This is a genomic window from Corynebacterium auriscanis (genome assembly GCF_030408435.1).
GTDB lineage: Bacteria > Actinomycetota > Actinomycetes > Mycobacteriales > Mycobacteriaceae > Corynebacterium > Corynebacterium auriscanis.
This window is the reverse complement of record NZ_CP047046.1, coordinates 1,914,498-1,939,498: the sequence shown is the minus strand read 5'-3', so window position 1 is coordinate 1,939,498 and position 25,001 is coordinate 1,914,498. Positions and strand designations below refer to the sequence as shown.

25 protein-coding genes and 1 pseudogene are annotated in these 25,001 nt (G+C 57.0%); 14 read left to right on the top strand and 12 right to left on the bottom strand.

The genetic code is table 11. The features are described from left to right. Complete coding sequence (locus tag CAURIC_RS08255; RefSeq protein ID WP_035113253.1) at positions 1-426, bottom strand: acetone carboxylase subunit gamma; 426 nt, start codon at positions 424-426, stop codon at positions 1-3. A 92-nt stretch (positions 427-518) separates the two neighbouring features. Then, on the bottom strand, positions 519-2,342 hold the full coding sequence (locus CAURIC_RS08250; protein ID WP_328286697.1) for a hydantoinase/oxoprolinase family protein: 1,824 nt from the start codon (positions 2,340-2,342) through the stop codon (positions 519-521). A 1,155-nt stretch (positions 2,343-3,497) separates the two neighbouring features. Here CAURIC_RS08250 and CAURIC_RS08245 point away from each other — a divergent pair. Continuing rightward, positions 3,498-4,685, top strand: coding sequence for an acetyl-CoA C-acetyltransferase (locus CAURIC_RS08245; protein ID WP_035113254.1), 1,188 nt, complete (start codon positions 3,498-3,500; stop codon positions 4,683-4,685). A 195-nt stretch (positions 4,686-4,880) separates the two neighbouring features. Here the strand turns inward: CAURIC_RS08245 and CAURIC_RS08240 are convergent, their stop codons facing one another. From CAURIC_RS08240 to rpmB, 6 genes are all read right to left on the bottom strand, one after another. Continuing rightward, positions 4,881-5,822: an AEC family transporter gene (locus CAURIC_RS08240; protein WP_035113255.1), complete on the bottom strand. Its 942-nt coding sequence runs from the start codon at positions 5,820-5,822 to the stop codon at positions 4,881-4,883. Between the two features lie 43 nt (positions 5,823-5,865). Continuing rightward, entirely contained in the window at positions 5,866-6,675 is an 810-nt protein-coding gene (locus CAURIC_RS08235) for an RDD family protein (RefSeq protein ID WP_052094787.1), read from the bottom strand. Between the two features lie 186 nt (positions 6,676-6,861). Then, a complete protein-coding gene (gene rpsR / locus CAURIC_RS08230) occupies positions 6,862-7,110 on the bottom strand; it encodes a 30S ribosomal protein S18 (RefSeq protein ID WP_035113256.1) in 249 nt (82 codons plus the stop codon). Positions 7,111-7,125: 15 nt separating this feature from the next. Continuing rightward, positions 7,126-7,431 carry a 30S ribosomal protein S14 gene (gene rpsN / locus CAURIC_RS08225; RefSeq protein WP_035113257.1) on the bottom strand — a complete coding sequence of 102 codons (306 nt, stop codon included), beginning with the start codon at positions 7,429-7,431 and terminating at the stop codon, positions 7,126-7,128. Positions 7,432-7,434: 3 nt separating this feature from the next. Beyond that, the gene (gene rpmG, locus CAURIC_RS08220; RefSeq protein ID WP_013889009.1) at positions 7,435-7,599 is read right to left on the bottom strand and encodes a 50S ribosomal protein L33; all 165 of its coding nucleotides are present in this window, start codon (positions 7,597-7,599) and stop codon (positions 7,435-7,437) included. Between the two features lie 2 nt (positions 7,600-7,601). Continuing rightward, complete coding sequence (gene rpmB / locus CAURIC_RS08215; protein ID WP_070434103.1) at positions 7,602-7,838, bottom strand: 50S ribosomal protein L28; 237 nt, start codon at positions 7,836-7,838, stop codon at positions 7,602-7,604. A gap of 409 nt (positions 7,839-8,247) precedes the next feature. Here rpmB and CAURIC_RS08210 point away from each other — a divergent pair, with 409 nt between their 5' ends. The 3 genes from CAURIC_RS08210 to CAURIC_RS08200 all read left to right on the top strand — a co-directional run bounded on the left by CAURIC_RS08210 (position 8,248) and on the right by CAURIC_RS08200 (position 9,172). Beyond that, positions 8,248-8,511, top strand: a complete 264-nt coding sequence (locus CAURIC_RS08210) for a type B 50S ribosomal protein L31 (RefSeq protein ID WP_035113259.1) — start codon at positions 8,248-8,250, stop codon at positions 8,509-8,511. A gap of 27 nt (positions 8,512-8,538) precedes the next feature. Continuing rightward, on the top strand, positions 8,539-8,706 hold the full coding sequence (gene rpmF, locus CAURIC_RS08205; RefSeq protein ID WP_013889006.1) for a 50S ribosomal protein L32: 168 nt from the start codon (positions 8,539-8,541) through the stop codon (positions 8,704-8,706). 67 nt (positions 8,707-8,773) lie between these two features. Then, entirely contained in the window at positions 8,774-9,172 is a 399-nt protein-coding gene (locus CAURIC_RS08200) for a hypothetical protein (RefSeq protein WP_290182432.1), read from the top strand. 956 nt (positions 9,173-10,128) lie between these two features. On the opposite strand, the pseudogene CAURIC_RS08195 reads toward CAURIC_RS08200, so the two are convergent. Together CAURIC_RS08195 and CAURIC_RS08190 are read right to left on the bottom strand one after the other, a co-directional pair. Beyond that, a pseudogene (locus CAURIC_RS08195) lies at positions 10,129-10,584 on the bottom strand (IS30 family transposase); the annotation flags it as partial. Positions 10,585-10,881: 297 nt separating this feature from the next. Continuing rightward, positions 10,882-11,586, bottom strand: a complete 705-nt coding sequence (locus CAURIC_RS08190; protein WP_290182430.1) for a helix-turn-helix domain-containing protein — start codon at positions 11,584-11,586, stop codon at positions 10,882-10,884. Positions 11,587-12,271: 685 nt separating this feature from the next. Between CAURIC_RS08190 and CAURIC_RS08185 the strand changes: the two genes are divergently transcribed. From CAURIC_RS08185 to CAURIC_RS08170, 4 genes are all read left to right on the top strand, one after another. Beyond that, on the top strand, positions 12,272-12,967 hold the full coding sequence (locus tag CAURIC_RS08185; protein ID WP_035113260.1) for a response regulator transcription factor: 696 nt from the start codon (positions 12,272-12,274) through the stop codon (positions 12,965-12,967). Beyond that, on the top strand, positions 12,964-14,520 hold the full coding sequence (locus tag CAURIC_RS08180) for a sensor histidine kinase (protein ID WP_052094789.1): 1,557 nt from the start codon (positions 12,964-12,966) through the stop codon (positions 14,518-14,520). Before CAURIC_RS08185 ends, CAURIC_RS08180 begins: the two co-directional genes overlap by 4 nt. A gap of 645 nt (positions 14,521-15,165) precedes the next feature. Next, on the top strand, positions 15,166-16,737 hold the full coding sequence (locus tag CAURIC_RS08175; protein ID WP_235700659.1) for a S1C family serine protease: 1,572 nt from the start codon (positions 15,166-15,168) through the stop codon (positions 16,735-16,737). Between the two features lie 122 nt (positions 16,738-16,859). Further along, positions 16,860-17,456, top strand: coding sequence for a MogA/MoaB family molybdenum cofactor biosynthesis protein (locus tag CAURIC_RS08170; RefSeq protein WP_035113263.1), 597 nt, complete (start codon positions 16,860-16,862; stop codon positions 17,454-17,456). 338 nt (positions 17,457-17,794) lie between these two features. On the opposite strand, the gene mscL is transcribed toward CAURIC_RS08170, so the two are convergent. Together mscL and CAURIC_RS08160 are read right to left on the bottom strand one after the other, a co-directional pair. Continuing rightward, complete coding sequence (gene mscL / locus CAURIC_RS08165; protein WP_035113264.1) at positions 17,795-18,304, bottom strand: large conductance mechanosensitive channel protein MscL; 510 nt, start codon at positions 18,302-18,304, stop codon at positions 17,795-17,797. A gap of 3 nt (positions 18,305-18,307) precedes the next feature. Beyond that, entirely contained in the window at positions 18,308-18,901 is a 594-nt protein-coding gene (locus tag CAURIC_RS08160) for a 5-formyltetrahydrofolate cyclo-ligase (RefSeq protein WP_172644034.1), read from the bottom strand. A 151-nt stretch (positions 18,902-19,052) separates the two neighbouring features. On the opposite strand from CAURIC_RS08160, the gene CAURIC_RS08155 reads away from it, so the two are divergent. The 6 genes from CAURIC_RS08155 (at position 19,053) to CAURIC_RS08130 (ending at position 24,939) form a co-directional block, all read left to right on the top strand. Beyond that, entirely contained in the window at positions 19,053-19,976 is a 924-nt protein-coding gene (locus CAURIC_RS08155) for a UTP--glucose-1-phosphate uridylyltransferase (RefSeq protein ID WP_290182423.1), read from the top strand. 69 nt (positions 19,977-20,045) lie between these two features. After that, on the top strand, positions 20,046-21,341 hold the full coding sequence (gene glp / locus CAURIC_RS08150) for a molybdotransferase-like divisome protein Glp (RefSeq protein WP_035113266.1): 1,296 nt from the start codon (positions 20,046-20,048) through the stop codon (positions 21,339-21,341). 45 nt (positions 21,342-21,386) lie between these two features. Next, positions 21,387-22,064 (top strand): GNAT family N-acetyltransferase, encoded by a 678-nt coding sequence (locus CAURIC_RS08145; protein WP_052094791.1) that lies wholly within the window; start codon positions 21,387-21,389, stop codon positions 22,062-22,064. A gap of 124 nt (positions 22,065-22,188) precedes the next feature. Further along, positions 22,189-23,601, top strand: a complete 1,413-nt coding sequence (gene sepX, locus CAURIC_RS08140; protein WP_052094793.1) for a divisome protein SepX/GlpR — start codon at positions 22,189-22,191, stop codon at positions 23,599-23,601. Beyond that, the gene (locus CAURIC_RS08135; protein ID WP_035113267.1) at positions 23,602-24,021 is read left to right on the top strand and encodes a DoxX family protein; all 420 of its coding nucleotides are present in this window, start codon (positions 23,602-23,604) and stop codon (positions 24,019-24,021) included. A 93-nt stretch (positions 24,022-24,114) separates the two neighbouring features. Then, positions 24,115-24,939, top strand: a complete 825-nt coding sequence (locus tag CAURIC_RS08130; RefSeq protein ID WP_035113268.1) for a zf-HC2 domain-containing protein — start codon at positions 24,115-24,117, stop codon at positions 24,937-24,939. Positions 24,940-25,001: the final 62 nt, after the last annotated feature.

Below are 25,001 nucleotides of genomic sequence, written 5' to 3'. Positions count from 1 at the left end.
CTACTTTCCTTCCTTGTCGAAGCGCGCACTAAGATCAGCTTCGGCATTCTCGCCTGGGCCGTAGTTCAGCACGGTTTCTGGGTTGTTTCCGGATGTTTCCCATCGCTCCTTCAAGGAATCGATGTCGAAAACCATGTCGATGACCGGTGGGTGTCCTGGTGGCAGGTACTCTGCCTCGATCTGGGTCGCACAGCCGGGGCAGTAGTATTCAAGAATCCGGCAGAACTTTGGATCAGGGGAGAACGTGTATTCGTAACGTTCCTTGTCCAAGATCGAAGGGTGGATTTCTTCTGGGTTGCGGTCGTAAACTAAGGTTCCGACCTTGTAGTTGCCTCGGGCATCGGCGAGGTCGTAGCCACATGCGCGGCAAATCCAGCGTTCTGTATCGAGATCAATTAACAGATATTCTGTCATGGGAACTCTCATGCTTTTCTCCTTAGTGTAGAAGTGCTGGGGTGCTTGAGTTGGGAGAGTTTTCCGGGGTTATAGCAACCCCGTCACGTGGGAATCTGCTGTTCCTAGGTCGTCACATCTTCGAGCAGCAGATCGCCCGCGTCAGAAACCGTGAAAGCCCATCCATCCGGAACACGAGCTGTAAAGAAGGGGCCTTCGATGATGGCTGGTCCTTCTGCGTGTGCCTGCGCAGGCTGTTCATCCAGGTTGTAGACGGGAACGTTGTTGCGGTCTCCTGTTTCGCTGAGGATCGAGCGAGTAGAGGTTGATTCGGCCGCGGGGCCGTTTGAACCAAAGCTGCCCTCGAGGTGAGGGTGTTCCAAGACGTAGGTCGCGGTGAGCTCGAGCAAGACGCGCTGAGCATCGTCTGTATCGGAGGTATCAACACCTGTGTGTTCAGTGGTGGTGCCATCCGCGCGCTCTACTACGGTGCGCCAATCGAGCTTGCATTCGTCGATGGAGTAGCCCTCTTGGAACATTGCTCGGGTAGCCAGTTTCTGGAGCTCATCCTTGGCCGCCTCAAGACCGGATTCCGACTGTCCTGAGATATCGGTACGCACGGTCTGGGAGACGTCGGAAAAGCTGATTCCATACGCGGAGAAGATCGCGGCGAGGCGAGGAATCAATACCTTCTTGACACCCGCGATTCGTGCAGCGAGGCATGCGCTCATTGGTCCACCGCCACCAAATGCTGCCAGAGCAGTTTCGGATACATCCTTGATCTGCGGAGTGAAGGCGGCTGCGACTTCCTGGGCGTAGGCTTTTTCCATCCGGATGAGAGCTTCATCCAAAGAAATGCCCAGCGGTTCTGCAACTGTATTGGTAATGACGGCTTTTGAACGCTCGGGGTCCAGATTGAGCTCACCGTTGAGGTAAGTGCTGGGATCGAGGATGCCAAGCAGCAGGTTCACATCGGTGATAGTGGCCTTATCGCCACCGAAACCGAAGCACGCTGGTCCAGGTGCAGCACCGACGGACTCTGGGCCGACAGTGATCTTGCCGTCGTTGACGGCAATGATGGAACTTCCCCCGACGCCGGCCGATCGAACATCGGAAAGGGAGTACGAGGACTCGATGCCTTCAACCTTTCCGTAGCGATCAGTACGGATTTCCAGGTCATCGATTGATCCCACGTCAGTGGTGGTTCCTCCGACGTCAATCATCAGCACGTGCTTCAAACCGTATTCCTCGGCGAGCGCACGGGTGCCTTCAAGGCCACCGCGCGGGCCGGAGGAGTAAGTGCGTAGTGCAACCGATTTTGCGACACGAGAGGACGCACCGTCATTGCGGTAAATCAGCAGCGGGTTCTTGACCTTGTGTGCACGCAGACGGTGTTCTGAAGAGTAGAGGAATCGTTCGACCGTTGGATGCAGGAAGCTGTTGAGAACTGCGGACCAGATACGGCGCACATGGTTGGTGTCGTCCGCAAATTCCCAAGAGAATAGGACTGGCACGGAACCGAGCAGGTGCCGAGGGAACCGTTTGAGCAAAACGCGCATGTACTCGTGTTCGTTCTCCCGGTCGCTGGCAGCAATGACCAGACGTTCTGCGCCGGCGGTTGTCAACTTGTTTACTGCGTTGAGCAGCTCAAGTTCCTTATCGTCGGCATTGTTGTCTAGGACAAAGGTCCGGGAACCCACGAGGTCCGTAAATAGCGCTGTGGATTGCTCGTCGTAGCTGAGTTGCGAAATCAGATTCGCATCCTCAACAATTACGCCCAGCCCGGGACCTTTCCTCTCAACCAGGGCATTCGTGCCCTGTGTTGAGGAATACCGAATAATGCGTGTTGCGTTCAGAAGCGCAGGAAGGTTCGGTTCATCGAATACTTCACCTGATGCCTTTGTAATGCCCTTGAAGAAGCATTCGGACAGATCTGTAGGGGTCGTCATGGGTCTTGGTGAAAGCGATCCCGTCTTTGGTTACAACACAGATGTCCGTTAGGGTTCCGCCGTTGTCGATGTTAATGAGATTATCCATACCTGCATTCCTTTCTAGGGTATCGATATGTATTCGCCGTTGGCACGGGCAAAACTCCTTACCTGGTGAAGCGGGTCATGTCTGGATTGGATGTCAACTCGAATCAGCAGATGTGATCTTCGTTGCATCTGCAGAGCGAAGTTAATTGCAACGAGGTCGCTTTGGGAACCAAATGAAAAACTTTTTACGCCAAACATTTTGAAAACGGTTATCAAGAGAAAGGCAATAATGTCCTGAGCAGCTAGTTTGCAGCATATGACCTAAGGGGTTAATCGCCATTTACTGGTAAAAACTTAGAAAAATCATAACTAATGAGGTACTTTAGCTACACCTATATGGGTGAATTGGCGATATGTTGCGGATAATTTTAGGATAAAAACCATATCGGTAGCGCAATGCCTTAAGAGATTCAATTATTCGGAACTGTCAAATGCTATTTAATCTATCTACATATACGAGACCTGAGTAAGGGGGGTGTGCTGGATCGTGCCAAAAAATGTTCCCACTTTATTCGGGCCGAAACTGTCTTGAATAAATGTCAGTGCTGGACATGTATTCACCAATTCACGGGATTGTCCTGGCTTTTAAGGTGGCCTGTGACCAGCAAAACAGAGTTCATAGACGGGATATCCGGAAACTAAATCCCACCGGGGGTTGCCGGCTGACAGCACTCGCCGTGGAAGTAATTCGCCCACTTTTCAAGTGAAGGACCGCCTATGCGCGTACACGGCGTACTCTCTTCGAGGATTCCGGCGGTCGCACTGGGAAAGCCGCCGTCTGGGCGCGTGCGAGGCATAGGTGCTACCACCTGTACTCAGAACCTGAACCAGCCACCATCGGCTGAGCTATTGAACTACGCTCGATGAATGGAGGACCAGTGGATCCTTTTATCACCATATTGTGCGTTTGACGCAGAAGATATGCGCTAGTCCACGTGGAACTCGCGCAGGAAGTAACTGATGACGAAGCCAGAAACGATACGGTTGCACCATTTAGTGTCCGGTTGCAGCTCATCGTGGTAGACACATACCAAGGCCAAATCGTTGCAGAAAGGTATTACAAGTCATATGAGTGAATCAGCTAACGACGTTGTTATCGTCGGTGCAGCCCGCACCCCCCAAGGACGCATGCTGGGCGGTCTAGCTCCAAAGACCGCAGTAGATCTTGGATCGCTGGTTATCAGCGCAGTATTGGAACGCGCGGGCGTTGCTGCTGACAAGGTCAATTACGTCTTTATGGGACAGGTAGTCCAAGCTGGCACGGGTCAGAACCCGGCGAAACAAGCTGCCGTAGCCGCGGGTATTCCAATGGAAACCCCAGCCATCACCCTTAATAAGGTTTGCTTGTCTGGACTTAACGCTGTCATTAACGGCGCCCGCCTTATCAAGTTGGGCGAAGCTGAAGTTGTCGTTGCCGGTGGACAGGAATCCATGTCCAATGCTCCACACGTGGCTCGCGGTGTACGCGCTGGAAAGGGTTTCGGTGCGTTGAAGCTGGAGGACACACTGGAGCGCGATGGTCTGACCGATCCTATTGAAGGCTCCTCTATGGGTTTGGAAACGGACGAGGGCAACGTGTCTCGCGGTATCACACGCGAAGAACAAGACCATATTGCTGCTCTGTCCCACCAGCGCGCGGAGGCTGCCACCAACGAGGGTGTGTTTGCCGAGGAGATCGTTCCGGTTGAAATCCAGGGACGCAAGGAAACGGTGACGGTCAGCGCTGACGAGGGTATTCGCCCAGGCACGACTGAGGAGGGCCTAGCAAAGCTGCGCCCCGCATTCCGCAAGGACGGCACAATCACCGCAGCATCTTCCTCCCAGATTTCAGATGGTGCGGCGGCGGTCGTTTTGACCTCTCGCGAGTACGCGGAAGCCAATGGGCTGGAAATCCTGGCCACCCTCGGCGCGCACGGTGAAACCGCGGGACCAGATACCCAGTTGCATTCCCAGCCATCGCAGGCGCTGAAGGCAGCACTCGACAAGGCTAACTGGTCCGTCAACGACCTTGATTTCTTAGAGATCAACGAAGCGTTCGCAGCGGTTGTAGCTCAGTCGCTGAAGGATCTGGATTACCCCTTGGATAAGACAAACATTCACGGTGGTGGCATTTCGCTGGGCCACCCTATCGGCTGCTCCGGTGCGCGACTTGTCGTGCATGCTGTACACGAACTCAAGCGACGGGCCAGCGGAAAAGCAGGCGTGAGCCTGTGCGGCGGCGGCGGTCAGGGTGATGCGCTGCTGCTGTGGCGTTAACCAACGCTGAGGCGATAACGCACGCAACGCTCCGTCGTGTATCGCCACCTGAACGCCAACCCCATTGACGAACGCAACCCCGCGCGGGCTTCACATTGAGGAAGCTCACGCGGGGCTGTTGTATTTCCGTTCAGAGGTCGATGTGTTCACCCACGGGATGTGTTTCCCTCGGCCCTAGCCCCCACCCAGCATCCGTTAATTCAGCAACACCATAATGGCCGCCATGCACGGTATCGACATGGCTGTAGATATAACCGCGGTATCGCGGGCTAGGACCTTATTCACCCCGAATCTCTGGGCATACGTGAATACGTTCTGCCCCGTTGGAAGACCGGCCAGTAACGCCATGGCCAAAAGCAGCTGGCCGGTGGCGTCGAAAATAAAAATCCCCAGCCCCAAGGCGATGGCGGGGTGAACTACGGTCTTGACCAGCGAGGCGGCCAGAACGCTGCGGCGGGGGCTGTGGCCGCGCTGGAAAACGCGGACTTCCGCCATCGACATGCCAAATGCGATCAGGGCAACGGCCACAGTGGCGTTCGCGATGATCTCTATGGGCTCCGCGGCGATCGCCGGCAGCTGAAACCCAAAGTTCAGCTTAGCGACCGATAACGTTATACCGACGCCCGCGCCGATGATGAGCGGGTTTTTGATGATGGTCAGCGCGAGGTCCCGGAGAAGACTTTGCGAGCGGTGTCCGGAGTTGAGATCCAGTAATAGTACGGAAACTGGGCCGTAGAAGCCCACCTGAAAAAGGATGACCGGCAGGGTAAGGGAAGGATTGTCCAATAGATGGGTGGCCAAGGGGATGCCGAGGTTTGACCCATTGCAATAGGAGCAGGCCAACATGGCCACGAGCGAATCACTCGTGCCGCGACCAGCTAGGTACCGGTAGCCTATGAAACCGATCACCCCGGCCGAAAGCGTACTGAGGGCGACTACGGCCAAGTTTGCGCCGAATAATTCAGAGACGTTCGTGTTGGACATGAAGTGCACCAGCGTTGCCGGTAGTGCAATCCAGTACACGAACATATTGAGCGTGTAAACCGCATTAGGGCCTAAAAGGCGAAAACGCCCCACCGCGAACCCGAGGGCGATGATCGCAATGACGACGGCGAAACCGGCCAAAACTTGGATCATGGATTAATTTCTCGGGAGGGGAGGGGCACTGGGCAGAAAAGCCCTACTTCTTCACAACAAGCGCAGGGGCTGACTTATCGGTGAAGGACTGCTTGGTGGGAGATTTGGATATAGAGACACCGTACGCGATGTAGAACACGAATTGCAGCAGAAAGCCGATGATAGGAATGAGGTTCAAGATCACGGCGATCGGATAGAAGATATTGCGCTTGGCGGCGGTTGCAAAGTCGATGGGTTCGCCGTTGGCCTTGATAACGCGGGTACCGGTAGCCATGCGTCCCAAACTGCCGCCGGCCTGAGCCTCCATGGTCACACGGTAGGCGTACCACACAAGCAGTCCGAGGACGGCAGAAGCGATCTTGACGGACAATGGCAGTTCCGTTGCTTCACCGTTGATGATCGGTCGAATTTCCGATTGGAAGCCCAGCCAGACGATGACCGAGGTAATAATACCTGTGACAATTGAGTCTAAAAAGAACGCGAGGAAGCGGGACCCCGCACCGGGGTATTCCACCCCGCCCTGCTGCAGCCCAATGCTGTTGTGGTGCGCAGCGTTGGGGAATGCTTGGTACCCCTGAGATGGCTGGCTGTAACCTTGATCGGTTTGACCATAGCCCTGAGTTGGCTGTCCGTAACCTTGATCGCTTTGACCGTAGCCCTGAGATGGCTGGCTGTAACCGGCGCTACCTTGGTCGGCCTGACCAAATCCGGCATCGTTTTGACCGTAACCGGCGCTACCTTGGTCTTGTCCATAGCTACCCTGGCCGAAACTGGAATTGTCCTGGCCGTAGCCACCGTTGTTCTGATAAGGGTTGTCTCCACCGAGAGGACTGTTTGCATTGTTATTCGTCATGGGAAACAGGCTACCAGACTGGTGTTTTGGGCGAAGAGGGTAAACCGTGCTCAGGTAGCAAACCAGATACGCCAAAAGGCCCGCTCGCCTGCGCTCTCCCATCCCCGGAGGGATACAAAAGTACAGGTTAGCGGGCCTTTCGGCTTGTCTGTTAAACGTCTTGGTGCTTAAACCCCTAGGGAGGATTTAGCGGCTGTGGAATGGCAGGAGAGCCATCTCACGAGCGTTCTTCACAGCGGTAGCAACCTGGCGCTGCTGCTGTGGGGTCAGACCGGTGACGCGACGAGAACGGATCTTGCCACGGTCAGAGATGAACTTGCGCAGGAGAGCGTAGTTCTTGTAGTCAACCGTCTCAATGCCCTCGGCCTTGAGCGGGTTCTTCTTGGGGCGGCGGGACTGCTCCATCCGCGCCTTTTTCATGTTGTTGCGCTTCATTTCGCAGTGCTCCTCTTACCAGCTGGACTTGCGCACACCTGGCAGCTCACCACGGTGAGCCATCTGGCGAACGCGGACACGGGACAAACCGAACTTACGCAGGTAACCGCGTGGACGGCCGTCAGCAGCGTCACGGTTACGAACGCGGACTGGGGAAGCGTTGCGGGGCTGACGGTTCAGCTCCCACTGTGCCTCCATACGATCCTCGTCGGAGGTGTTCGGGTTCTTGATGATCTTCTTGAGCTCAGCGCGACGCTCCGCGTAGCGGGCGACGATTTCCTTGCGCTGCTCGTTCTTCGCGATCATGGACTTCTTAGCCATAAATTATCGCTCCTCGCGGAATTCGACGTGCTTGCGGACTACCGGATCGAACTTCTTGATGGTCAAACGATCTGGGTTGTTGCGCTTGTTCTTACGGGTGACGTAGGTGTAACCGGTGCCAGCCGTAGACTTCAGCTTGATGATTGGACGGATATCGTTACGTGCCATGTTTAGATCTTCTCCCCACGGGCGCGGATCTTGGCAACGACAGATTCGATGCCGTCACGGTCGATGGTCTTCAGGCCCTTGGTGGACACGTTCAAAGTGATGGTGCGTCCTTCGGAGGGCAGGTAGAAAGAGCGACGCTGGATATTTGGGTTCCAGCGACGGCTCGTACGGCGGTGCGAGTGGGAAACGGTCTTGCCGAATTTCGGCGTCCGCCCCGTCACCTGGCAATGTGCCGACATGGGTTTTCTCCTTCCACCGCATTCAAAAGTGGCTCGTCGCGACTGCAATCACACGGTTAGACGGGCCGGTGAGAGCGTGCGGAGCTGCACGATGAAACGGTGATGACGTTTACTTAGACAACAGCGGGGGTAGACTTTACCGCAATGGGGTGCCCAAAACCTAATTGCTCCAGGCGCCTTGTCTTCACCTGCTCCGCAGATCTCTATCCGACGCCCCTCGCGACGCCCCATCTCGCCTGCAGTAGGGGTCGGATTTCCAATTGGGGGCAGGAAGAACTAAGATTCATCGATTGTACGAATCCTCGGTAACACCCGGGGAGAGTTGTAATTCTAACCCGACTCGGGCACGACCACGCTGTCAGAAATGATTCATGGACCGACCCGATGTAGAAAACCTGAGGGATTAATTATGAAGAAGGATATCCACCCTGATTACCACGCAGTGGTTTTCAAGGATGCGAGCACCGGACACCAGTTCCTGACTCGTTCCACCGCCACTTCTGAGCGCACTGTTGAGTGGGAAGACGGCAACGAGTACCCACTGATCGTTGTGGACGTCACCAGTGAGTCTCACCCATTCTGGACCGGCGCACAACGTGTGATGGACACCGCAGGTCGCGTGGAGAAGTTCCAGCGTCGCTACGGCTCGATGGCCCGCCGCAAGAAGAAGTAAGCAAGAGAGAAAGAGAAGGGTTCAATAATGGCTGTACCAAAGCGTCGCATGTCCCGCGCAAACACCCACTCCCGTCGTTCCCAGTGGAAGGCCGACAATGTCGCCCTTTCCAACGTGAAGGTTCAGGGCCAAGAGGTTCAGATCCCGCGTCGACTGGTGAAGGCTGCTCAGCTGGGTCTGATCGACCTCGACTAGCGTGTGTGGGCCTCGCGGTGATTGTGGGGCCAAGCGTAAACACCAAAACTGCCTACGGGGTTCTCCGGTGGGCAGTTTTTTGTTCGTTTCGCCTATTTGTATCGCTTCTTGCGCAGTCGCTTCGCTTTCCGCTTCGCTTTCCGCTTCGCTTTCCGCTTCGCTTTCCGCTTCGCTTTCCGCTTCGCTTTCCGCTTCGCTTTCCGCTTCGCTTTCCGCTTCGCTTTCCGCTTCGCTTTCCGCTTCGCTTTCCGCTTCGCTTTCCGCTTCGCTTTCCGCTTCGCTTTCCGCTTCGCTTTCCGCTTCGCTTTCCGCTTCGCTTTCCGCTTCGCTTTCCGCTTCGCTTTCCGCTTCGCTTTCCGCTTCGCTTCTCGTGTATTCGTCTCGTCTATTGGTCCGGCTTTTCGCTTTTTACGGCAACTCGCTGATAGGCCAAGACCGCTGTGGTGGTCAGGTGCACTGGCTCTAGAGATGAGTGCGTGTATTGCTGTCTTTTGGGCGCGGGGCTGGGTGTTCCTTTGTAGATTGTCACCTCTGCAGGTGAGGTGGTTAGGGCTGTGCGAATCTTGTTTCCCAATGTCGCCGATGTTGGTTTCCGTATGCCAAAGAGTCGTTTGGGATTGGCGTGTAATCGGCTGGTTGTGAGGGTGCCGAGGAGGGTAGGCAGTTCGGCAGGATGTAAGAGGCGCAGTTCGAAAGGATGTTAGAGGCGCAGTTCGGAAGGGGATACGAGGCGCAGTTCGGCAGGGTGCAAGAGGCGTAGTTCGAAAGGATGTTAGAGGCGCAGTTCGACTGGATGTACGAGGCGCGGTTCGGAAGGGTGCACGGGGCGCGGTTCGGCAGGATGTACGACGCTCTTTCGAACGCCCCAGGTGCCGGAATTCTTGCGTTGTACAACAAATGTGCAGCAGAAGTCCAACAAAAATGGGTCATTTTGTCAGAGTTCTGCTGCACATTGTGTGAGCGGGTGCGTAGTTCGGAAGGGTGTACAAGGCTCTTTCGAACGCCCCGGGCGCCGGAATTCTTGCGTTGAACAACAAATGTGCAGCAGAAGTCCAACAAAAATGGGTCATTTTGTCAGAGTTCTGCTGCACATTGTGTGAGCGGGTGCGTGGTTGGTTGGGTGTGAGCGGGTGCGTGGTTGGTTGGGTGTGAGCGGGTGCGTGGTTGGTCGATCGCGGTAAGGGTGGTTGGCCGGGGTGGGATGGTCAATTGTGTGAGCGGGTGCGTGGTTGGTTGGGTGTGAGCGGGTGCGTGGTTGGTTGATCGCGGTAAGGGTGGTTGGCCGGGGTGGGATGGCCAATTGTGTGAGCGGGTGCGTGGTTCGGAAGGGTATACGAGGCTCTTTCGAACGCCCCGGGCGCCGGAATTCTTGCGTTGAACAACGAATGTGCAGCAGAAGTCCAACAAATATGGGTGGAAGGGTCAGGCGGTGAATGCAACATCTTCGGATGGGTCGAGGTTAAAGAATACTTCCCTCGGGGTCAGTCCATCTAGCACCACCCGTGGAGTGTCGTTGATGAGGTCTTCATATTCCTGGAGTTGCTCATGGGTCACCGTGGCAAGATCGGTGCCTTTCGGAATGAATCGGCGTAGCTCGGCATTAATATTCTCGTTACTCGGCCGCTGCCATGGGGAGTGCGGATCGCAGAAGTAGAGCTTCAACCCCTCAAAATGTTCGGCCAGCTGACCACTGGCATCCATTTCCGCGCCCTGATCCCAGGTCAGGGTCTGGACGCGACGGTCTGGGGCGATAGCCATCTGGTTGATCTGCCCGAGCATGTCTTTCAACGCGGTGACCACGGTCTGGGACGTGTGATCGGTGGTTAACAACCTGGCCATGAACAACCGGCTATGCCGTTCTATCAAGGTGATGATCGCGTGCTTTCCACCCTGAGCGCCTCACACGAGATCACCTTCCCAATGCCCTGGCACTGCCCGGTCAGCAGCGTGTGGTGGGCGGGTGGAGTATTGTCGCGCCATGAACCCATGGTTTCGCCCCGCGCCCGCGAGTCGGTAGCTTCGAGCGGGGTCGTCGTCCTGTGCGACCTGATCGAAAGGGCGTAGTCGACGGTTAACTCATGGCGTAGCCCACCAGCTGCTTGGACGTAGAGGGCTTGGTACATCGTTTCGTGTGACAAGGTCAACTCCTGATGAATGCCGGATAAACGTTTCAGCCTAGCTACGATACGTCTCGGTGAGACCTGCCGGTTCAAGCAGTCGAATGACGATACGTCGTAACGTGGTATGAGCATCAAGTTTTCGCGGTTTCGGGCGTTTGGCTGCATCGATGCTGCGTTGCTGGGCTATCAGTGGGTGATACACCCCGTCGATACTGTTGCGGGTGACCTCGCGGCTGATCACGCTGGGATGCCTGCCGAGTTGTCGGGCGGTGCGGCGGATGGAATAACTCTGATCTAGGCAAAACTTGATGTAGACCCTGTCGAACGCGGTTAAGCGCATACCCCGGCCGACTTTGACTGTCGCTGGCTGATAATTCACCACCACGGGGTCTACTGACAACACAATGGGTTGATCACGGTTACTTGTCGACGATACCGACGGGCGGGGCACAGGCATGACAGAATTATGTACCCACCGGTACACGGTAACTGGGTGGACACCAGTTCTGGCGGCAATATCGTGATCACTTCGCCCAGCACATGCTAAGAACATGACCATCATCTGGGTGGTTGTCTTGTGGGTGGCAAGACCACCACCACCACGTCCCCGCGCAAGGCGCGCACCTTGGCTTGTGATGTAGTCCCGCAACGCACGGTCGGTACAGCCGGTGGCTTGGGCTGCGTGCAGTGCGCTGTAGCGGTGGTTCGCGATCAGGTCGAAAGCAGCAACAACAGCAGGATCGGGAGTGTAGGACATCATCAACACCTCATGAACAAATCAGGGTGTTGCATTCACCACTAGACCCCACCGGTCATTTTGTCAGAGTTCTGCTGCACATTGTGTGAGCGGGTGCGTGGTTGGTTGATCGCGGTAAGGGTGGTTGGCCGGGGTGGGATGGTCAATTGCGTGAACGGGTGCATGGTTGGTCGATCGCGGTACGGGTGATTGGCTGGGATGGGATGGTCAATTATGTAAGCGGGTGCGTGGTTGGTCGATCGCGGTAAGGGTGGTTGGCCGGGGTGGGATGGTCAATTGCGTGAACGGGTGCGTGGTTGATTGGGGTGCGAACTAGTAAGTGGGCGGCGGGTGATCCACCCACGCCGTTCATAATGCGGGGAACTGTTAACAAGATAACGGGCTGCGGCTAACAAATAACGGGCTGCATCTAACAAACAACGGGCTGCGTGATTCTGTGAACGAGTGGGCGTGACAAGTTTTGTGTGTGGTGGTTTGGTTTCTACAGGTATGGGGTGAATCGGTCGGGGTAGGTCGCTACCAATTCCATTGGATGCCGATGTAGCTCCGCGTGTGTGCTACTTCGATATTGAGTAGAAGGTAAGTAAGGCAAAAGGAAAACCGTAGGTTACCCTGAGGCTGCGCTCACAACGGCAGGTCGGGCGTCACCGGTTTACACATCGCACGGGGACGGGGCAAAATGGTGCACATGAAAATTCTTGTTGCCGATGACGATCAGGCGGTTCGCGAATCCCTTCGCCGATCGCTCATTTTCAATGGCTACACCGTGGTTCTTGCCACGGATGGTGCGGAAGCGTTGGAAAAGATTGCGTCTGAACGTCCTGATTTGGCAATCCTGGACGTCATGATGCCAAAACGTGACGGTTTGGAAGTATGCCGCGAATTGCGTAGTCACGGTGACGACATTCCGATTCTCCTGCTCACTGCTCGCGATGCAGTCTCTGAACGCGTCGCCGGTCTCGATGCCGGTGCTGATGATTACTTGCCGAAGCCATTCGCTCTCGAGGAATTGCTGGCACGCACTCGATCCCTATTCCGTCGGGCAACTCGACCCGCGATTAACGAGGCGCAAAGCCATGAACCACTGCGGTTCGAAGACCTTACGCTGAACCCAGATACTCGCGATGTGCGCCGGGGTGAGCGCCAAATCAGCTTGACCCGCACCGAATTTGCGTTGCTGGAATTGCTTATTCGAAACCCGCGTAAGGTTCTGTCCCGCAACAACATCTTGGAAGAGGTCTGGGGCTATGATTTCCCTACCTCGGGCAATGCGCTGGAGGTTTATATCGGGTACTTGCGTAAGAAGACTGAACTAGAAGGGGAAAGCCGCCTTATCCATACGGTTCGCGGAGTGGGGTACGTCTTGCGTGAGACAGCCCCATGATTCTCCGGAGGCTTCCTGCTGAAGCCTCCCCCTGGGATCGGCGCTCCGCGGAGGGGCGGGATGAAGATCTCTTTGAAGACCGAGCGTCATCCAGCAGGGTAGGAGGCAAGTTTGGCCGGCCATCCTGGCTGCATGTCGCTCGTTTCTCTGTCCGCGGCTTATCGCTGCGGGCGCGCCTTTCGATCCTCGTTGCCCTCATGGTGCTCATCACCATCTTGGTAATCACGATTACTGCGTATACGTCGGTGAGCCAGGTTCTCTACACGGAACTGGACAAAAACCTGCAAACACGCGCGCAGGCGGCAATTGACCGTTCTGAGCAACCCTTTCCTGATGATTACGACGCCAACGGGGAATACACGCCTCGATTCCATGAAGTGTCAAGCAACATGCGGATCATGATCATTCCTTCCAGCCACACCGGCCAGTCCACTCCGATCCGCCAGTTCGAATCCGTTCTGCGCTCACCGCAGATTTCCGTAATGAGGGGTGAAGAACCCTTCAATTTTGATACCACCGATAGCGAACGCCTGTTCGCCGTGCGAACCGTCGACGGGCGCGTGATTGTGGTGGCCCAAGACCTAGCGCTTACGAAGCAGACGCTGAATGCGCTTGAACTGGTCTTGGTGCTCGTAGGCGTGTCGGGGGCCGTGGGCGCGATCATTCTGAGTATCGCGATTGTGAATGCTGGTTTGCAGCCCATCGGACGGCTCAGGCGCGCTGCCGACCGCGTAACGGAAACTGGTGAACTGCGCAAGATTACGGTCTACAGTCACGACGAACTCAGCTCGCTCACCCAATCCTTCAACGACATGATGAGCGCACTCGAGGATGCCCAAACGAAGCAACGCAATCTAGTCGCAGATGCCTCGCATGAGCTGAAAACACCCCTGACGTCGATGCGCACAAACATCGAACTGTTGATGCAGGCATCCAAAAATGAACAGGCGACGATCAGCGATGAAGATCGTGCGGATATCGAGCGAGATGTGATTGCGCAGATTGAAGAGATGAGTTCCCTCATCGGTGACTTAGTGGAATTGGCTCGCGAGGAAACACACGAAGTGCCCCTTGCCACCGTCGACGTTGCAAATATTTTGGAGGGCTGCATTGGGCGCGTTCAGCGCCGCCGCCCTGATGTACGGTTTGAGTTCCGCAAGGTGGAGTGGACGTTGGAAGGGGACAGTTTTGGCATGAGTCGCGCACTTCTCAATTTGCTGGATAATGCCGCCAAGTGGTCGCCCACAGATGGCACTGTCCGTATCGACATGATTCCTGCTGGCAGGGAGCTGGAGTTGCGCGTATCCGATAGTGGCCCTGGCATACCCGAGGGCGAGCGCGAGCGTGTCTTCGACCGCTTCTATCGCTCCATTAGCTCGCGGTCCATGCCCGGTTCGGGCTTGGGGCTGTCCATTGTGAAACATATGGTGGAACGCCACGGTGGCAGCATCCGCGCCGACGAAAGTGACGATGGGGGAGCGATGATGGTTGTGCGGCTGCCGGGGGATCCCGTCATGGCGGTAGAAGGGGGCGTCGATAAAGAAGACAAGTGAGGCGGCCATCGCAAGGGGCGGAGCTGGTACTGCCTTAGCTGTGGAGGTGGGTGTCGATAAAGAAGACAAGTGAGGTGGCCATCGCAAGGGGCGGAGTTGGTACTGCCTTAGCTGTGGAGGTGGGTGTCGATAAAGAAGACAAGTGAGGTGGCCATCGCAAGGGGCGGAGTTGGTACTGCCTTAGCTGTGGAGGTGGGTGTCGATAAAGAAGACAAGTGAATCCCTTGCGCCGCAACGGGCGTTAGACTCCCTTCTCGGTAGAGGGCAGCGAGCCCTACGCACCGTAGGGACAGCACATTACTCACGCGGCAGTGGAGCTAGCGTGCCGCAGGGGTAGGCTGGATGTTTGCTGTGTGTCAACTGAATGTTTGAAGCGCAGGTAAATTGGACTTCCAAGTGAGCCTGCAGCCGAGTGTGGGGTGGTTTTTACGTTTCGGGAGCACAATATAGCTCGTGTGTAAAAGAGCGGGCCCGGCACTTCGAAAGGCCGCACAGCTCAGTGGAGCTCGACGTTCCTAGAGCAACACAGCTCAGCAGAGCTCGATGCGCCGAATGGTCACACAGCCCCAGCAGAGCGGAATAACTCCCACTGAGGCAGCGCATTTCGTGCACGAATAATTAATGAAAGATGGAAGGCTGAACAACATGACGACGAACAACCCCGGCGGGAATGATTACGGCACGGGCTCCTGGGACCAGGGGCAGTTCGACGGTCAGCCATCGCCTCAGCAACCGAGTGCGCAGGCGTCGCAGCAATCTGGTTCATCCCAGTACGGTTCGACCCCGTATGGTGCGCAGGCTCCCCAGCGGTCAGGTACATCCCAGCACGACACATCTCAATACGGATCAACCCAAAACGACACCACACAGTCCGGATCAACCCAAAACGACACCACACAGTCCGGATCAACCCAAAACGACACCACACAATACGGCGTGAGCCAGCACGATGCGCAGGGCCAGTACGGCGTGAGCCAGCACGATGCGCAGGGCCTTTACATGTCCGGCCCGGGCCAGGTATCGCCTCACCCTCAGTCTTCGTACCCAACTGCGTCGCATCCTGCCTCCTCGCAGTTCCAGACAGCCCAGTTTCCGCCACCGCAGCAACCCAAGCGCTGGTCAACTGCCACCCTGGTGGCGATGGTGCTAGCTGGTTCCTTGGTCGCCGGTGCAGCCACCGCGGTTGTGGGAAACGAATTGAACGGGACCGGTTACACTTCCAGTTCCTCTACATCGTTCGATGAGAAAAAGCCCACGAGTGATACGAAGAACACTAGTGGGCGCCCACCTGCGCAGGGCAGTGTGGAAGAAGTAGCCGCTAAAGTACTACCCAGCGTGGTCTCCATCCAAGTGAAAACCGCCAGTTCCGGCGCTGATGGGTCCGGGTCGATTATTAGTAATGATGGTTTGATCGTCACCAACAACCACGTCGTTGCCGGCGCCGAGGACGGTGTGGCCCAGATCGCCGTGCAGCTCAATGACGGCCGTGTGCTCAAGGCGAAGTTGGTGGCGGCGGATCCGACAACGGATGTGGCTGTGATCAAGGCGGTAGGTGCGACCGATCTAACACCCATCAAATTCGGTGATTCGAACAAGCTCAATGTGGGCCAAGACGTCGTCGCCATCGGCTCTCCTTTGGGGCTGTCTTCCACGGTGACCACTGGCATTGTTTCCGCCAAAAACCGCCCGGTGCAGGCCGGCGGTGAAAAGGGTGGCGAGGCCTCGCTGATCGATGCAATTCAAACCGATGCTGCGATTAACCCCGGTAATTCCGGTGGCGCGCTGGTCAACATGGCCGGCGAACTGGTCGGTATTCCGTCGGTCATTGCGACGCTCGGCGGTGGCGAAGGTCAGCAGTCCGGTTCTATTGGCTTGGGCTTCGCTATCCCGATCAATCAGGCACAAGATATCGCCAAGCAGTTGATCGACAAGAAGAAGGTTGAACATCCCGCAATTGGCGCTCAAGTGAACACTAGCCCAAACTCGCCTAACCAAGGCGCGCAGATCGTGCGTGTGAACGAAGGCAGTCCCGCGGCCAAGGCCGGTCTTAAAGATGGAGATATCGTTATAAAGGTAGATGATCGTTTGGTTGAGGGTGGGGTTGGACTCATCGCGGCCATCCGTTCCCACCGGGTCGGCGATACCGTGACCTTGACCGTATTGCCTAAGGGCAGCGGGGATGAAGAGAAGATCGAGGTCACACTCGGTTCTAGGTAGAACTCCTGCTATCCCCCGTCATCCCCCATAAATTGGCGCTTGTCTGTACAGCCACGTTATTGGCGGGATACGGTTAATTGGACATTTCCAGTGTAAGCCCGACCGGAAGATTTCTATTGCCCATGAACATCCCAAAAGTTGGGGAAGTGGATAACGAGGAACTAGAGCGCGTGACCGGCGATATTCCGGAACCCGATGACGCACTCTTCCACACCTTGGATGCCGAAGCCCGAATGTATCAAGACCCCACTCGGCGCGCGCTCCTGCACGCCATGGTGGTCATCGTCACGGACCAGCCGGAAAAACATGCCCGTTTTGGGGAGTTGGTCGGGGAGTTACTGTCTGAAGAGGACTTCCTTGTCGATGCAATCCTCGAGGTTGAAAGTCGTAAGGCTGCCATCCGTCAAGCTATCCAAACCGGCGTGGTCGGTGGCACGGACTTGGTTGTGACCATTGGTGGTACCGGGGTGGGGCCACGGGATAAAACGCCCGAGGCGACACAGAAGGAACTGGACCGCAGGATTCCGGGTATTGCCGAAGCTCTTCGGTCCTCCGGTCTATCTGCGAACTCCCTGCATGCGGGTCTTTCGCGGGGCATTGCCGGAGTATCGGGCTCTACCGTGATTGTGAATATTGCTGGATCTCGGGAGGCGATCCGCGACGGTATGGCTACGTTGGGTCCGCTGGTTCGTCACGTCATCGGCGAACTTAACGTTTAACCCACCGCCGCAGTGTTTACTCCCCACCGCAAGATTCCCCCCGCACAGTGTGCAACTCCCCCTACAACGTCTAGCCATTAACGCCGTGTCTAAAACTCCCCGCCGCCTCGCTCGCCGCTCTTTCGGAACTCTAGGTTCAAAGGGCCAAGGGCGCACTTCACATTTTGACGCCACGGGCTCAACGTCCCCACGCCGAACTAGTCACTCGTTCGATGATGAGTTTTGGCGGGAACAGAAGCCCCCGCACTGGGGTGCGTGAGTGTTGGCGGGAGTACAAGCCCCCGCACTGGGGTGCGTGAGTGTTGGCGGGAGTACAAGCCCCCGCACTGGGGTCTTAATTACTCAGCGTGGCGGCCGTACTTGTTAGCAGTGGCCTCAGTGGCGTCGTCGCCGTTTGGGGTCATCGTCTCTGCCCGGTCCAAGCGCTGTTGCAGGGCTGGGTCGGTTTGCCCCGCGCGCTGCTCGCGCAGCAGGTCACGGATCTCGGTCAGCAGTTCAACGTCCGTCGCTGCAGCTTCCTCAGGAGCGATGCCCTTGCGGCGGGCAGTGATCTCAGCCAGCTTATTCATTGGCGCAATCATTACGAAGTAAATGACTGCGGCCACGATCAAGAAATTGATGATCGCAGTGATGATGGCGCCGATATTGATGAAGGTCGCTGGGTTCCCCTCGCGGACGAAGAACCCAAATCCAATGTCTGGGCTGCCACCGATAGAAGCGAGTAGGGGATCGATGATCCCCTTGGTGAAAGCGGTAACAATCGCGGTGAATGCGGTACCCATGACAACTGCGACCGCGAGTTCGATCACGTTGCCACGCATGATGAAGTCCTTGAAGCCCTTAAGCATGCCTTAATTTCCTTTCTTTTGGACCACGGCAGTCCCCGAGATGATGTAGCCCACAGTCAGGTCGTGGTCTTCCGTGGGAACGTGGTCGATGAGTTCGGTATCGTCGACAACCGCACAAGAAACGATTCTTGGAGGTTTGTGGGAAAAGAAGGTGTCGTAGAATCCTCCGCCTTGTCCCAGTCGACGTCCGTAACAGTCTATAGCAAGTGCGGGCAAGATAATCAGCGGGTCTTTCATGAACACATCCAAAACAACTGGTCCCACAGGCTCGGGGATTCCCCAATCGCTCACTGATAGCTCACCGGTGTACTCGGCCCACTCCAGTTTCTGTCCATCCAAGGAAACCACGCGGGGCAAGAAAATGGGAACCTCGGAAGGAAGGCAACGACGGATGAATTCCGGCAGGTCAGCGCCACCTGGTTCGCCGGGCATGGGGGAGTAGGCGCACACTGCGGAGGGGTCGACCTGTGTTAAAAACTCGCGCAGATTATTCTGAATTGCCGTATCGCGGGATTGACGCTCGGGTGCGGGCACGGCGCGTCGCCGCTGCCGTATTTCCCGGCGAAGTTGACGTTTCTGCTCCCTTATCGTGTCCATAATCACAAAACCTACTCTTAGCAGTGGTTCGGGGCGGGACGTAGGGCGCGGGGAAGATTTGGCAGAAAAACTCATAGCGACCGTCAACTTAATGATGAATCGGGAGTGTAGTTAACGCGAAATACCTGCGATTAACGGTACGATTCTTGGCATGTCTTCTACCCCTACGACTGATCAAAACACGGCACCGGCGCGTGTTCGCACTGTGGTTGTTCCCGCAGCTGGTCTTGGAACTAGGTTCCTGCCTGCGACCAAAACGGTCCCTAAGGAACTCCTGCCCGTGGTGGATACTCCCGGCATCGAATTGATCGCGAATGAAGCCGCTGCTGCGGGAGCGGACCGTCTGGCCATTATCACCGCTCCCAAAAAGGACGGGATCATGGCGCATTTTCGCACTGACTTAGAGCTCGAGGAAACTCTCGAGGCGCGCGATAAGCAAACCCAGCTGGATAAAGTTCGCGCCGTCGATGGCCTGATTGATGTTGTGCCCGTGGAGCAGGAAAAGCCCTTGGGGCTGGGGCACGCGATTGGGCTGGCGGAGGCTGTGCTTGATGACGAAGAAGACTGCTTTGCCGTTATGCTGCCGGATGATCTGGTTTTGCCATTCGGTGCGATGGATCAAATGCTGGCTATCCGCCAGAAGTTTGGTGGATCCGTGTTGTGTGCGTTTGAAGTGCCGCGCGAGGACGTCAGCAAGTACGGTGTGTTCGATATCGAGGACTCCGGTGAGGAAAACGTTAAGGCCGTCAAGGCGATGGTGGAAAAGCCTGACATTGACGAGGCTCCCAGTAACTTCGTAGCTACCGGGCGTTACCTATTGGACCGCGGCATCTTTGATGCCCTACGCCGCACTAAACCCGGCAAGGGTGGGGAAATCCAGATCACCGATGCCATTGAGCTGCTGATTACGGAGGGGCACCCAGTGCACATTTTGGTCCACCACGGTCAGCGCCATGACCTCGGTAACCCTGGTGGATATATTCGCGCTTGCGTGGACTTTGCCCTCAAGGATGATACTTACGGTCCTTCGCTGCGGAACTGGTTGAATCAACGTCTGGCGGAAGAAGATAGCTAAAAATCTCTCCTAACCACCCGGCCCCACCCGCCGAGTGCAGTCTAAGGTCGAGGAAGGAACCCCAAAGTAATGCGGACAGTTGAGGAGCAGCTGGCAACCATCACAGCTGCTGCGGTCACCCCCGAACCCGTGCGTGTGGCCATTTCCGAGGCTCTGGGTTTGAGGTGCGCTGAGCAGGTAGAAGGCACGGAACACTTCCCTGGATTCGATCAGGCTGCCATCGACGGTTATGCCGTTCGGTGTGTGGACATCCGTCAGGCACTGGATCCCACTCCGGTTGATGGGGAGCCATCGGAGGGCGCCGATTCCAGCGACGACCAACCAGCACGTCGCACCGCGCTGCCTATCGTCGGTGAGGTCACAGCGGGATCCCACCGACCGGTTCGTTTGCAGCCTAGGCAGTGCGTCAGGGTTCACGCAGGTGCCCCTTTACCTACTTTGGCCGACGCCGTGCTGCCCCTGGATTGGGCGGAAACTCAGGGTCGCCGCATCATTCCGCAAGAGTTGCTCCAGCCGGGGGAATTCGTCCACCGCAAGGGTTCGGACGTGCAACCTGGCGATGTGGTCGTGGAGCAGGGGTCAGTCATCGGCGCTGCTCAGGTCGGATTGTTGGCCGGTGTGGGCCGGTCGAAGGTGCTGGTGTATCCACGGCCACGTATGGCCGTAATGGCTTTTGGGCAAGAGCTGATCGATATTGATCGCGAACCATCCCTCGGCAAGATCTACGACGTCAATTCCTATGCCCTCACCGCAGCAGGGCGAGAAGCAGGTGCAGAAGTGCACCGCCTGGGAATCGTCGGGGGAGAGCCTCGCCGGATGAAGGACATCATCGAAGGCCAGCTCATCCGTTCTGAAGTTGTGGTGATCACCGGTGCAGTGGGCGGTACCGCCAGCGAAGAGCTGCGAGAGGTTCTTGCAGAGCTAGGCGAGCTGGAGATCACACGTGTTGCCATGCACCCCGGGTCCGTCATGGGCTTTGGAACCCTTGGCGCCGACAAGGTGCCGACATTCCTGCTGCCGGCTAACCCGTCGGCTGCGCTGGTGGCTTTTGAAGTCATGGTGCGCCCACTAATCCAGCTCATTCGCGGTCAACGCCAGTCGAACCGTCGCGTGGTTCAAGCACGCACCATCGCTTCTATTGAATCCGCGCCGCACCGAAGGGGATTTATTCGTGGCCAGCTGATGCGCGATCGGGATACCGGTGACTTCTTGGTGGATCCATTGGGAGCCGCCGATGGCGGCGAGCCAACACATCTGTTGGGTAGCCACGGCCGGGCGAACTGTTTGATTGTGGTTCCGGTGGACGTAGCCCACATCGCGCCGGGTTCGGTGGTTGATGTGATGTTCCTGACGAACCGGGCCTAGCGGGGTCGTGTTCACGCGTTCAGCGACCCGGGGGTAGGTAGCATCATGAACTTTTTGAGTTTCCTTACCGGAGCGAGCACCGGCAGGTTGGGGTGGCCGGTGGACACCCCAACCGTCATCACGAAGTCAGGGCGACGTGTGCACCTACGGAATTTGGAACGTGGGGATGGCGTGGCATGGCGTCGATACAGAATTGCCGACCGCCGATTGTTGGAACCCGTTGAGCCGACCGCAACGAGTGGGTGGGAACAGGCTCACAACACTCAAGGGTGGAAGTACACCTATCGCAACCTCATGCAGTGGGCAGACCGGGGAGCGGTCGTGCCCATGGCCATTGAAGTAGATGGTCGGTTCGCCGGCCAGCTGACGTTAGGGAACATTCAGCACGGGGCGATCAAAAGTTGCTGGGTCGGGTACTGGGTATACAGCGGCGTCCAAGGCCAGGGGGTTGCCACCGCGGCCGTGGCGTTGGGAGTGGACCATGCATTCCGCAACGTGGATATGCACCGGATTGAGGCGACCGTGATGGAGGAAAACATTGCCTCGCGCAAGGTGTTGGAGAAGGCGGGGTTCCGCCACGAGGGGACTTTGTTGCGAAACCTGCACATCAATGGGGAATGGACCGATCATCTACTGGTTGCTGTGACGATGGAGGAGATCGCTGCCCACGGCACGCTGGTGCGCAAATTGCTTAATGATGGGGTGCTTATCGGCGTGGCTTGAGGGCCGATTGCGACTGAAAACGCTAGCGTGGATAGCGTTGCTTAATATCTTTATCACCACGTTCCCGGAGGCGAAAACGCTGCGGGGAGCTATTGCCCTATCAATTTGAGGAGAAGCGAGACTCGTGCCCGGTTCACTGCTTCTAATTGCCGTCGTTTGGATCGTCCTGTTAACGCCCTTGGTGCTGTTTAATCGCCGCCCAGTAAGGCAGACTTCTGAGGCCTTGACCGAGACACGCCTCGTACATTCGGGCGGTGCGGAGCTGCGCAAAAAGCGCAAGCTGCGCCCATCGCCGGCGCTGTACACCGTTGATGACAGCGGTGAAGAGCTGGAACTGGTGGATGCCGAACCGGAATACGTGCTGTTGGATGACGAGGGCACGGAATCCTCGCAGCGCACTCCGGGCAAGAGCGTGGCCGTAGCACGCCAGGATGGTCATGCGGTAGAGGCCGTGGGAGCACAAGGCGACGAGGCTGACGCGGAAGCTGAGGACAGCGACGTGATCGACGGCGAGGTTATCGAGGAAGTCCGCGGGGATGCCGTGGCTGATGACTCAGCCAATGAGGATGCGGCCAAGAACGCCCCCGCCGGGGATATGAAAACCAACGGCGACACGGCCAATGATGGTTCGGTCGCAGTCGCCGAGTACGGTGTGGCCCGAAAGGTCGATGCCAACTCGTACAAGTCCCACGATGAAACCGATACGGGGGAGTTCGGCCCTATCGCCGAGGAAGACGTTGTCGCAGCTCTACAGCGCAAAAAGACTGCAAAGTCGAACAGCGAAGCGGAGGAGAAAGTTCGCAAGGCAGACACGTTGGCGGGCCGTGTGGATGGCGCTCGCGACGAAGCTGACACGACCGATGCAGACAACACCGGTGAGGCACACGAGGGCGTCGAGGCGATCAATCCCCAGCCTGTGGAGGTACCCGCCGGAGTTCTCCGCGGCGTGGATTTCGATGACGAACGCGGACGGGACGATCACGTCCGGGAATTGGCTACCGTTGGTACTGCTCGTCCCGTGGAGAAACTCTACGACTCCATGGAGCTCTCTGAAGATGACATTAACTACATCGCATCCCGGCGCGGCCGCGGGGTTTTCGACCCGGTGGCAAGTGCCGCGGCAAACCGTCGCCGTCAGCAGCGCCGCAAGCACGTGCTGCTGGGTATGGTTGCGCTTCTCGTGCTGACGCTAGCCCTAGCATTCTGGCGCGGAGGTGCATCGTGGCTGTTGCCCGTTGTGATGACCGCCATGACTGCGTTCTACCTCATTGCCCTGCGCAAGAACGCCATCGAGGAGGCCAAGCTGCGTCGTCGACGTCTGGCCCGGATGCGCCGCGCCCGGTTGGGTGTACGTAACACGGAAGACCAGGAATTGGGTGTGATCCCCGCACGGCTTATGCGCCCCGGCGCCGTCATCGTTGAACCGGATGAAGCAGATGCCGAGCTGCACAACCTCGCCGTTGTGGACAGCCACGACTTCTTCTTCAACGGCGATGAGGAGCGGGATTACTACAACGGTCACATCCGCGCGGTCTAAATGAACCATCCAGTTGTGCGCGATACCGCGCTGTTCATTTTGCGTGCCATCCTCGGGGTGGTGTTCATCGCTCACGGTTGGCGCAACGTCTTCGGTGTGGGCATGGTGGGAGACAACAGCACGATCGTCGAATTCGCCCGTGTGGGCTATCCCAACCCCAGCGTGTTTGCATGGACCGTGTCCGTGCTTTTCATGTTCTGTGGGGCTATGTTGATCGCCGGGGTGCTTACTACAGCTGCCGCTGGCGTGCTGTTCGTTATAGCCGCTGCCATGCTGTATTTTCAGTTTTCTCATCATGGCTTTTATGTGTCTGATGGCGGTATGGAATACATTCTTGTGTTGATGGCCAGTTTGCTGATGATCGTGGTGTTTGGTGCCGGGCGGGCGAGCTTGGATCGTGCGCTTGCGCGGTTTGCTTAACCACAGCGCTGAAAACAACCACCGGTGTTGGGCCCAAGCGCCTGGCCACTTACGGAAATCGGATCACTTGACGAAGGAATGTGGTGAGCCACTGTGGACTGTGAACAGGTACGCGCTGCACTGTCTGCACGGCTTGATGGCGAGCGCTCCGAGCTGCCCGATGAGGTCATTGACGCTCACCTCGATGTGTGTGAGGAGTGTCAGCGTTGGTACACCACCGTGACGGCACTAGGGCGTTCCCTCACCATTGGCTCTATCGATTCGCAGTCCCAGGTCGCCGACCACGCCCCAGACCCAGCCAAGATCACCGATCACATTCTTGCTGCAGCCGATACCATGCCCGTTGTCGCTTCTGGGGTGACGAACCGGCAACTGCCCATGACAATTGCTCGCATAGTCCTCATTTTGGTAGCTGGGGTTTACTTGGCGTGGGCTGGCCTGCTGCTGTTTGCCACTCCGGTTAATCCTGCTGTTTTGGATAACGACGCCAACGGGCCCATCATCACCAGGCTGATCATGGATAACGCGGTGGACAAGTTCGCTTTGGCGGTGGGTATTGCATGGGCCGCGGCGCGCCCGAAAGTCTCCAGTGCGATCTTGCCGATCTATTTGGCGCAGTGGGCGTTCGGTGCCGGTTTTGCCACACGTGAGGTTGTCATCGAGTTTGTGGGTGTCACCACTGGGCGCGGGTTGTTTGCGAACCCCTTGTGGGGATTGTTGGTGCACCTGTGCGCGGTCGTGGCCTTGTTGGTCTGCTGGATAGGCCGGAACCATATGTTCACACCCCTGCGCCACTCGTGGCGCGCTTTAGCGGCCCGGCCAATTAATTTCTCCGCAGCTGATTTGGATGAGCATTCCTCGTTCCGGTTGGGGGATAAGGAACCGCAACGCTTCCGGGATGTGGATTCGGGTAAATAACTCGCCGCTAGGGTGAAAACGGCCTGCGTAGGTATGTTGTAGCAGCAGGCGCTCTTGGCGGT

Bases quoted from the DNA above. Each gene is read 5' to 3' on its own strand.
- CAURIC_RS08255 (WP_035113253.1), bottom strand. From the start codon at position 426: ATGAGAGTTCCCATGACAGAATATCTGTTAATTGATCTCGATACAGAA.
- CAURIC_RS08250 (WP_328286697.1), bottom strand. From the start codon at position 2,342: ATGACGACCCCTACAGATCTGTCCGAATGCTTCTTCAAGGGCATTACA.
- CAURIC_RS08245 (WP_035113254.1), top strand. From the start codon at position 3,498: ATGAGTGAATCAGCTAACGACGTTGTTATCGTCGGTGCAGCCCGCACC.
- CAURIC_RS08240 (WP_035113255.1), bottom strand. From the start codon at position 5,822: ATGATCCAAGTTTTGGCCGGTTTCGCCGTCGTCATTGCGATCATCGCC.
- CAURIC_RS08235 (WP_052094787.1), bottom strand. From the start codon at position 6,675: ATGACGAATAACAATGCAAACAGTCCTCTCGGTGGAGACAACCCTTAT.
- rpsR (WP_035113256.1), bottom strand. From the start codon at position 7,110: ATGAAGCGCAACAACATGAAAAAGGCGCGGATGGAGCAGTCCCGCCGC.
- rpsN (WP_035113257.1), bottom strand. From the start codon at position 7,431: ATGGCTAAGAAGTCCATGATCGCGAAGAACGAGCAGCGCAAGGAAATC.
- rpmG (WP_013889009.1), bottom strand. From the start codon at position 7,599: ATGGCACGTAACGATATCCGTCCAATCATCAAGCTGAAGTCTACGGCT.
- rpmB (WP_070434103.1), bottom strand. From the start codon at position 7,838: ATGTCGGCACATTGCCAGGTGACGGGGCGGACGCCGAAATTCGGCAAG.
- CAURIC_RS08210 (WP_035113259.1), top strand. From the start codon at position 8,248: ATGAAGAAGGATATCCACCCTGATTACCACGCAGTGGTTTTCAAGGAT.
- rpmF (WP_013889006.1), top strand. From the start codon at position 8,539: ATGGCTGTACCAAAGCGTCGCATGTCCCGCGCAAACACCCACTCCCGT.
- CAURIC_RS08190 (WP_290182430.1), bottom strand. From the start codon at position 11,586: ATGATGTCCTACACTCCCGATCCTGCTGTTGTTGCTGCTTTCGACCTG.
- CAURIC_RS08185 (WP_035113260.1), top strand. From the start codon at position 12,272: ATGAAAATTCTTGTTGCCGATGACGATCAGGCGGTTCGCGAATCCCTT.
- CAURIC_RS08180 (WP_052094789.1), top strand. From the start codon at position 12,964: ATGATTCTCCGGAGGCTTCCTGCTGAAGCCTCCCCCTGGGATCGGCGC.
- CAURIC_RS08175 (WP_235700659.1), top strand. From the start codon at position 15,166: ATGACGACGAACAACCCCGGCGGGAATGATTACGGCACGGGCTCCTGG.
- CAURIC_RS08170 (WP_035113263.1), top strand. From the start codon at position 16,860: ATGAACATCCCAAAAGTTGGGGAAGTGGATAACGAGGAACTAGAGCGC.
- mscL (WP_035113264.1), bottom strand. From the start codon at position 18,304: ATGCTTAAGGGCTTCAAGGACTTCATCATGCGTGGCAACGTGATCGAA.
- CAURIC_RS08160 (WP_172644034.1), bottom strand. From the start codon at position 18,901: ATGGACACGATAAGGGAGCAGAAACGTCAACTTCGCCGGGAAATACGG.
- CAURIC_RS08155 (WP_290182423.1), top strand. From the start codon at position 19,053: ATGTCTTCTACCCCTACGACTGATCAAAACACGGCACCGGCGCGTGTT.
- glp (WP_035113266.1), top strand. From the start codon at position 20,046: ATGCGGACAGTTGAGGAGCAGCTGGCAACCATCACAGCTGCTGCGGTC.
- CAURIC_RS08145 (WP_052094791.1), top strand. From the start codon at position 21,387: ATGAACTTTTTGAGTTTCCTTACCGGAGCGAGCACCGGCAGGTTGGGG.
- CAURIC_RS08135 (WP_035113267.1), top strand. From the start codon at position 23,602: ATGAACCATCCAGTTGTGCGCGATACCGCGCTGTTCATTTTGCGTGCC.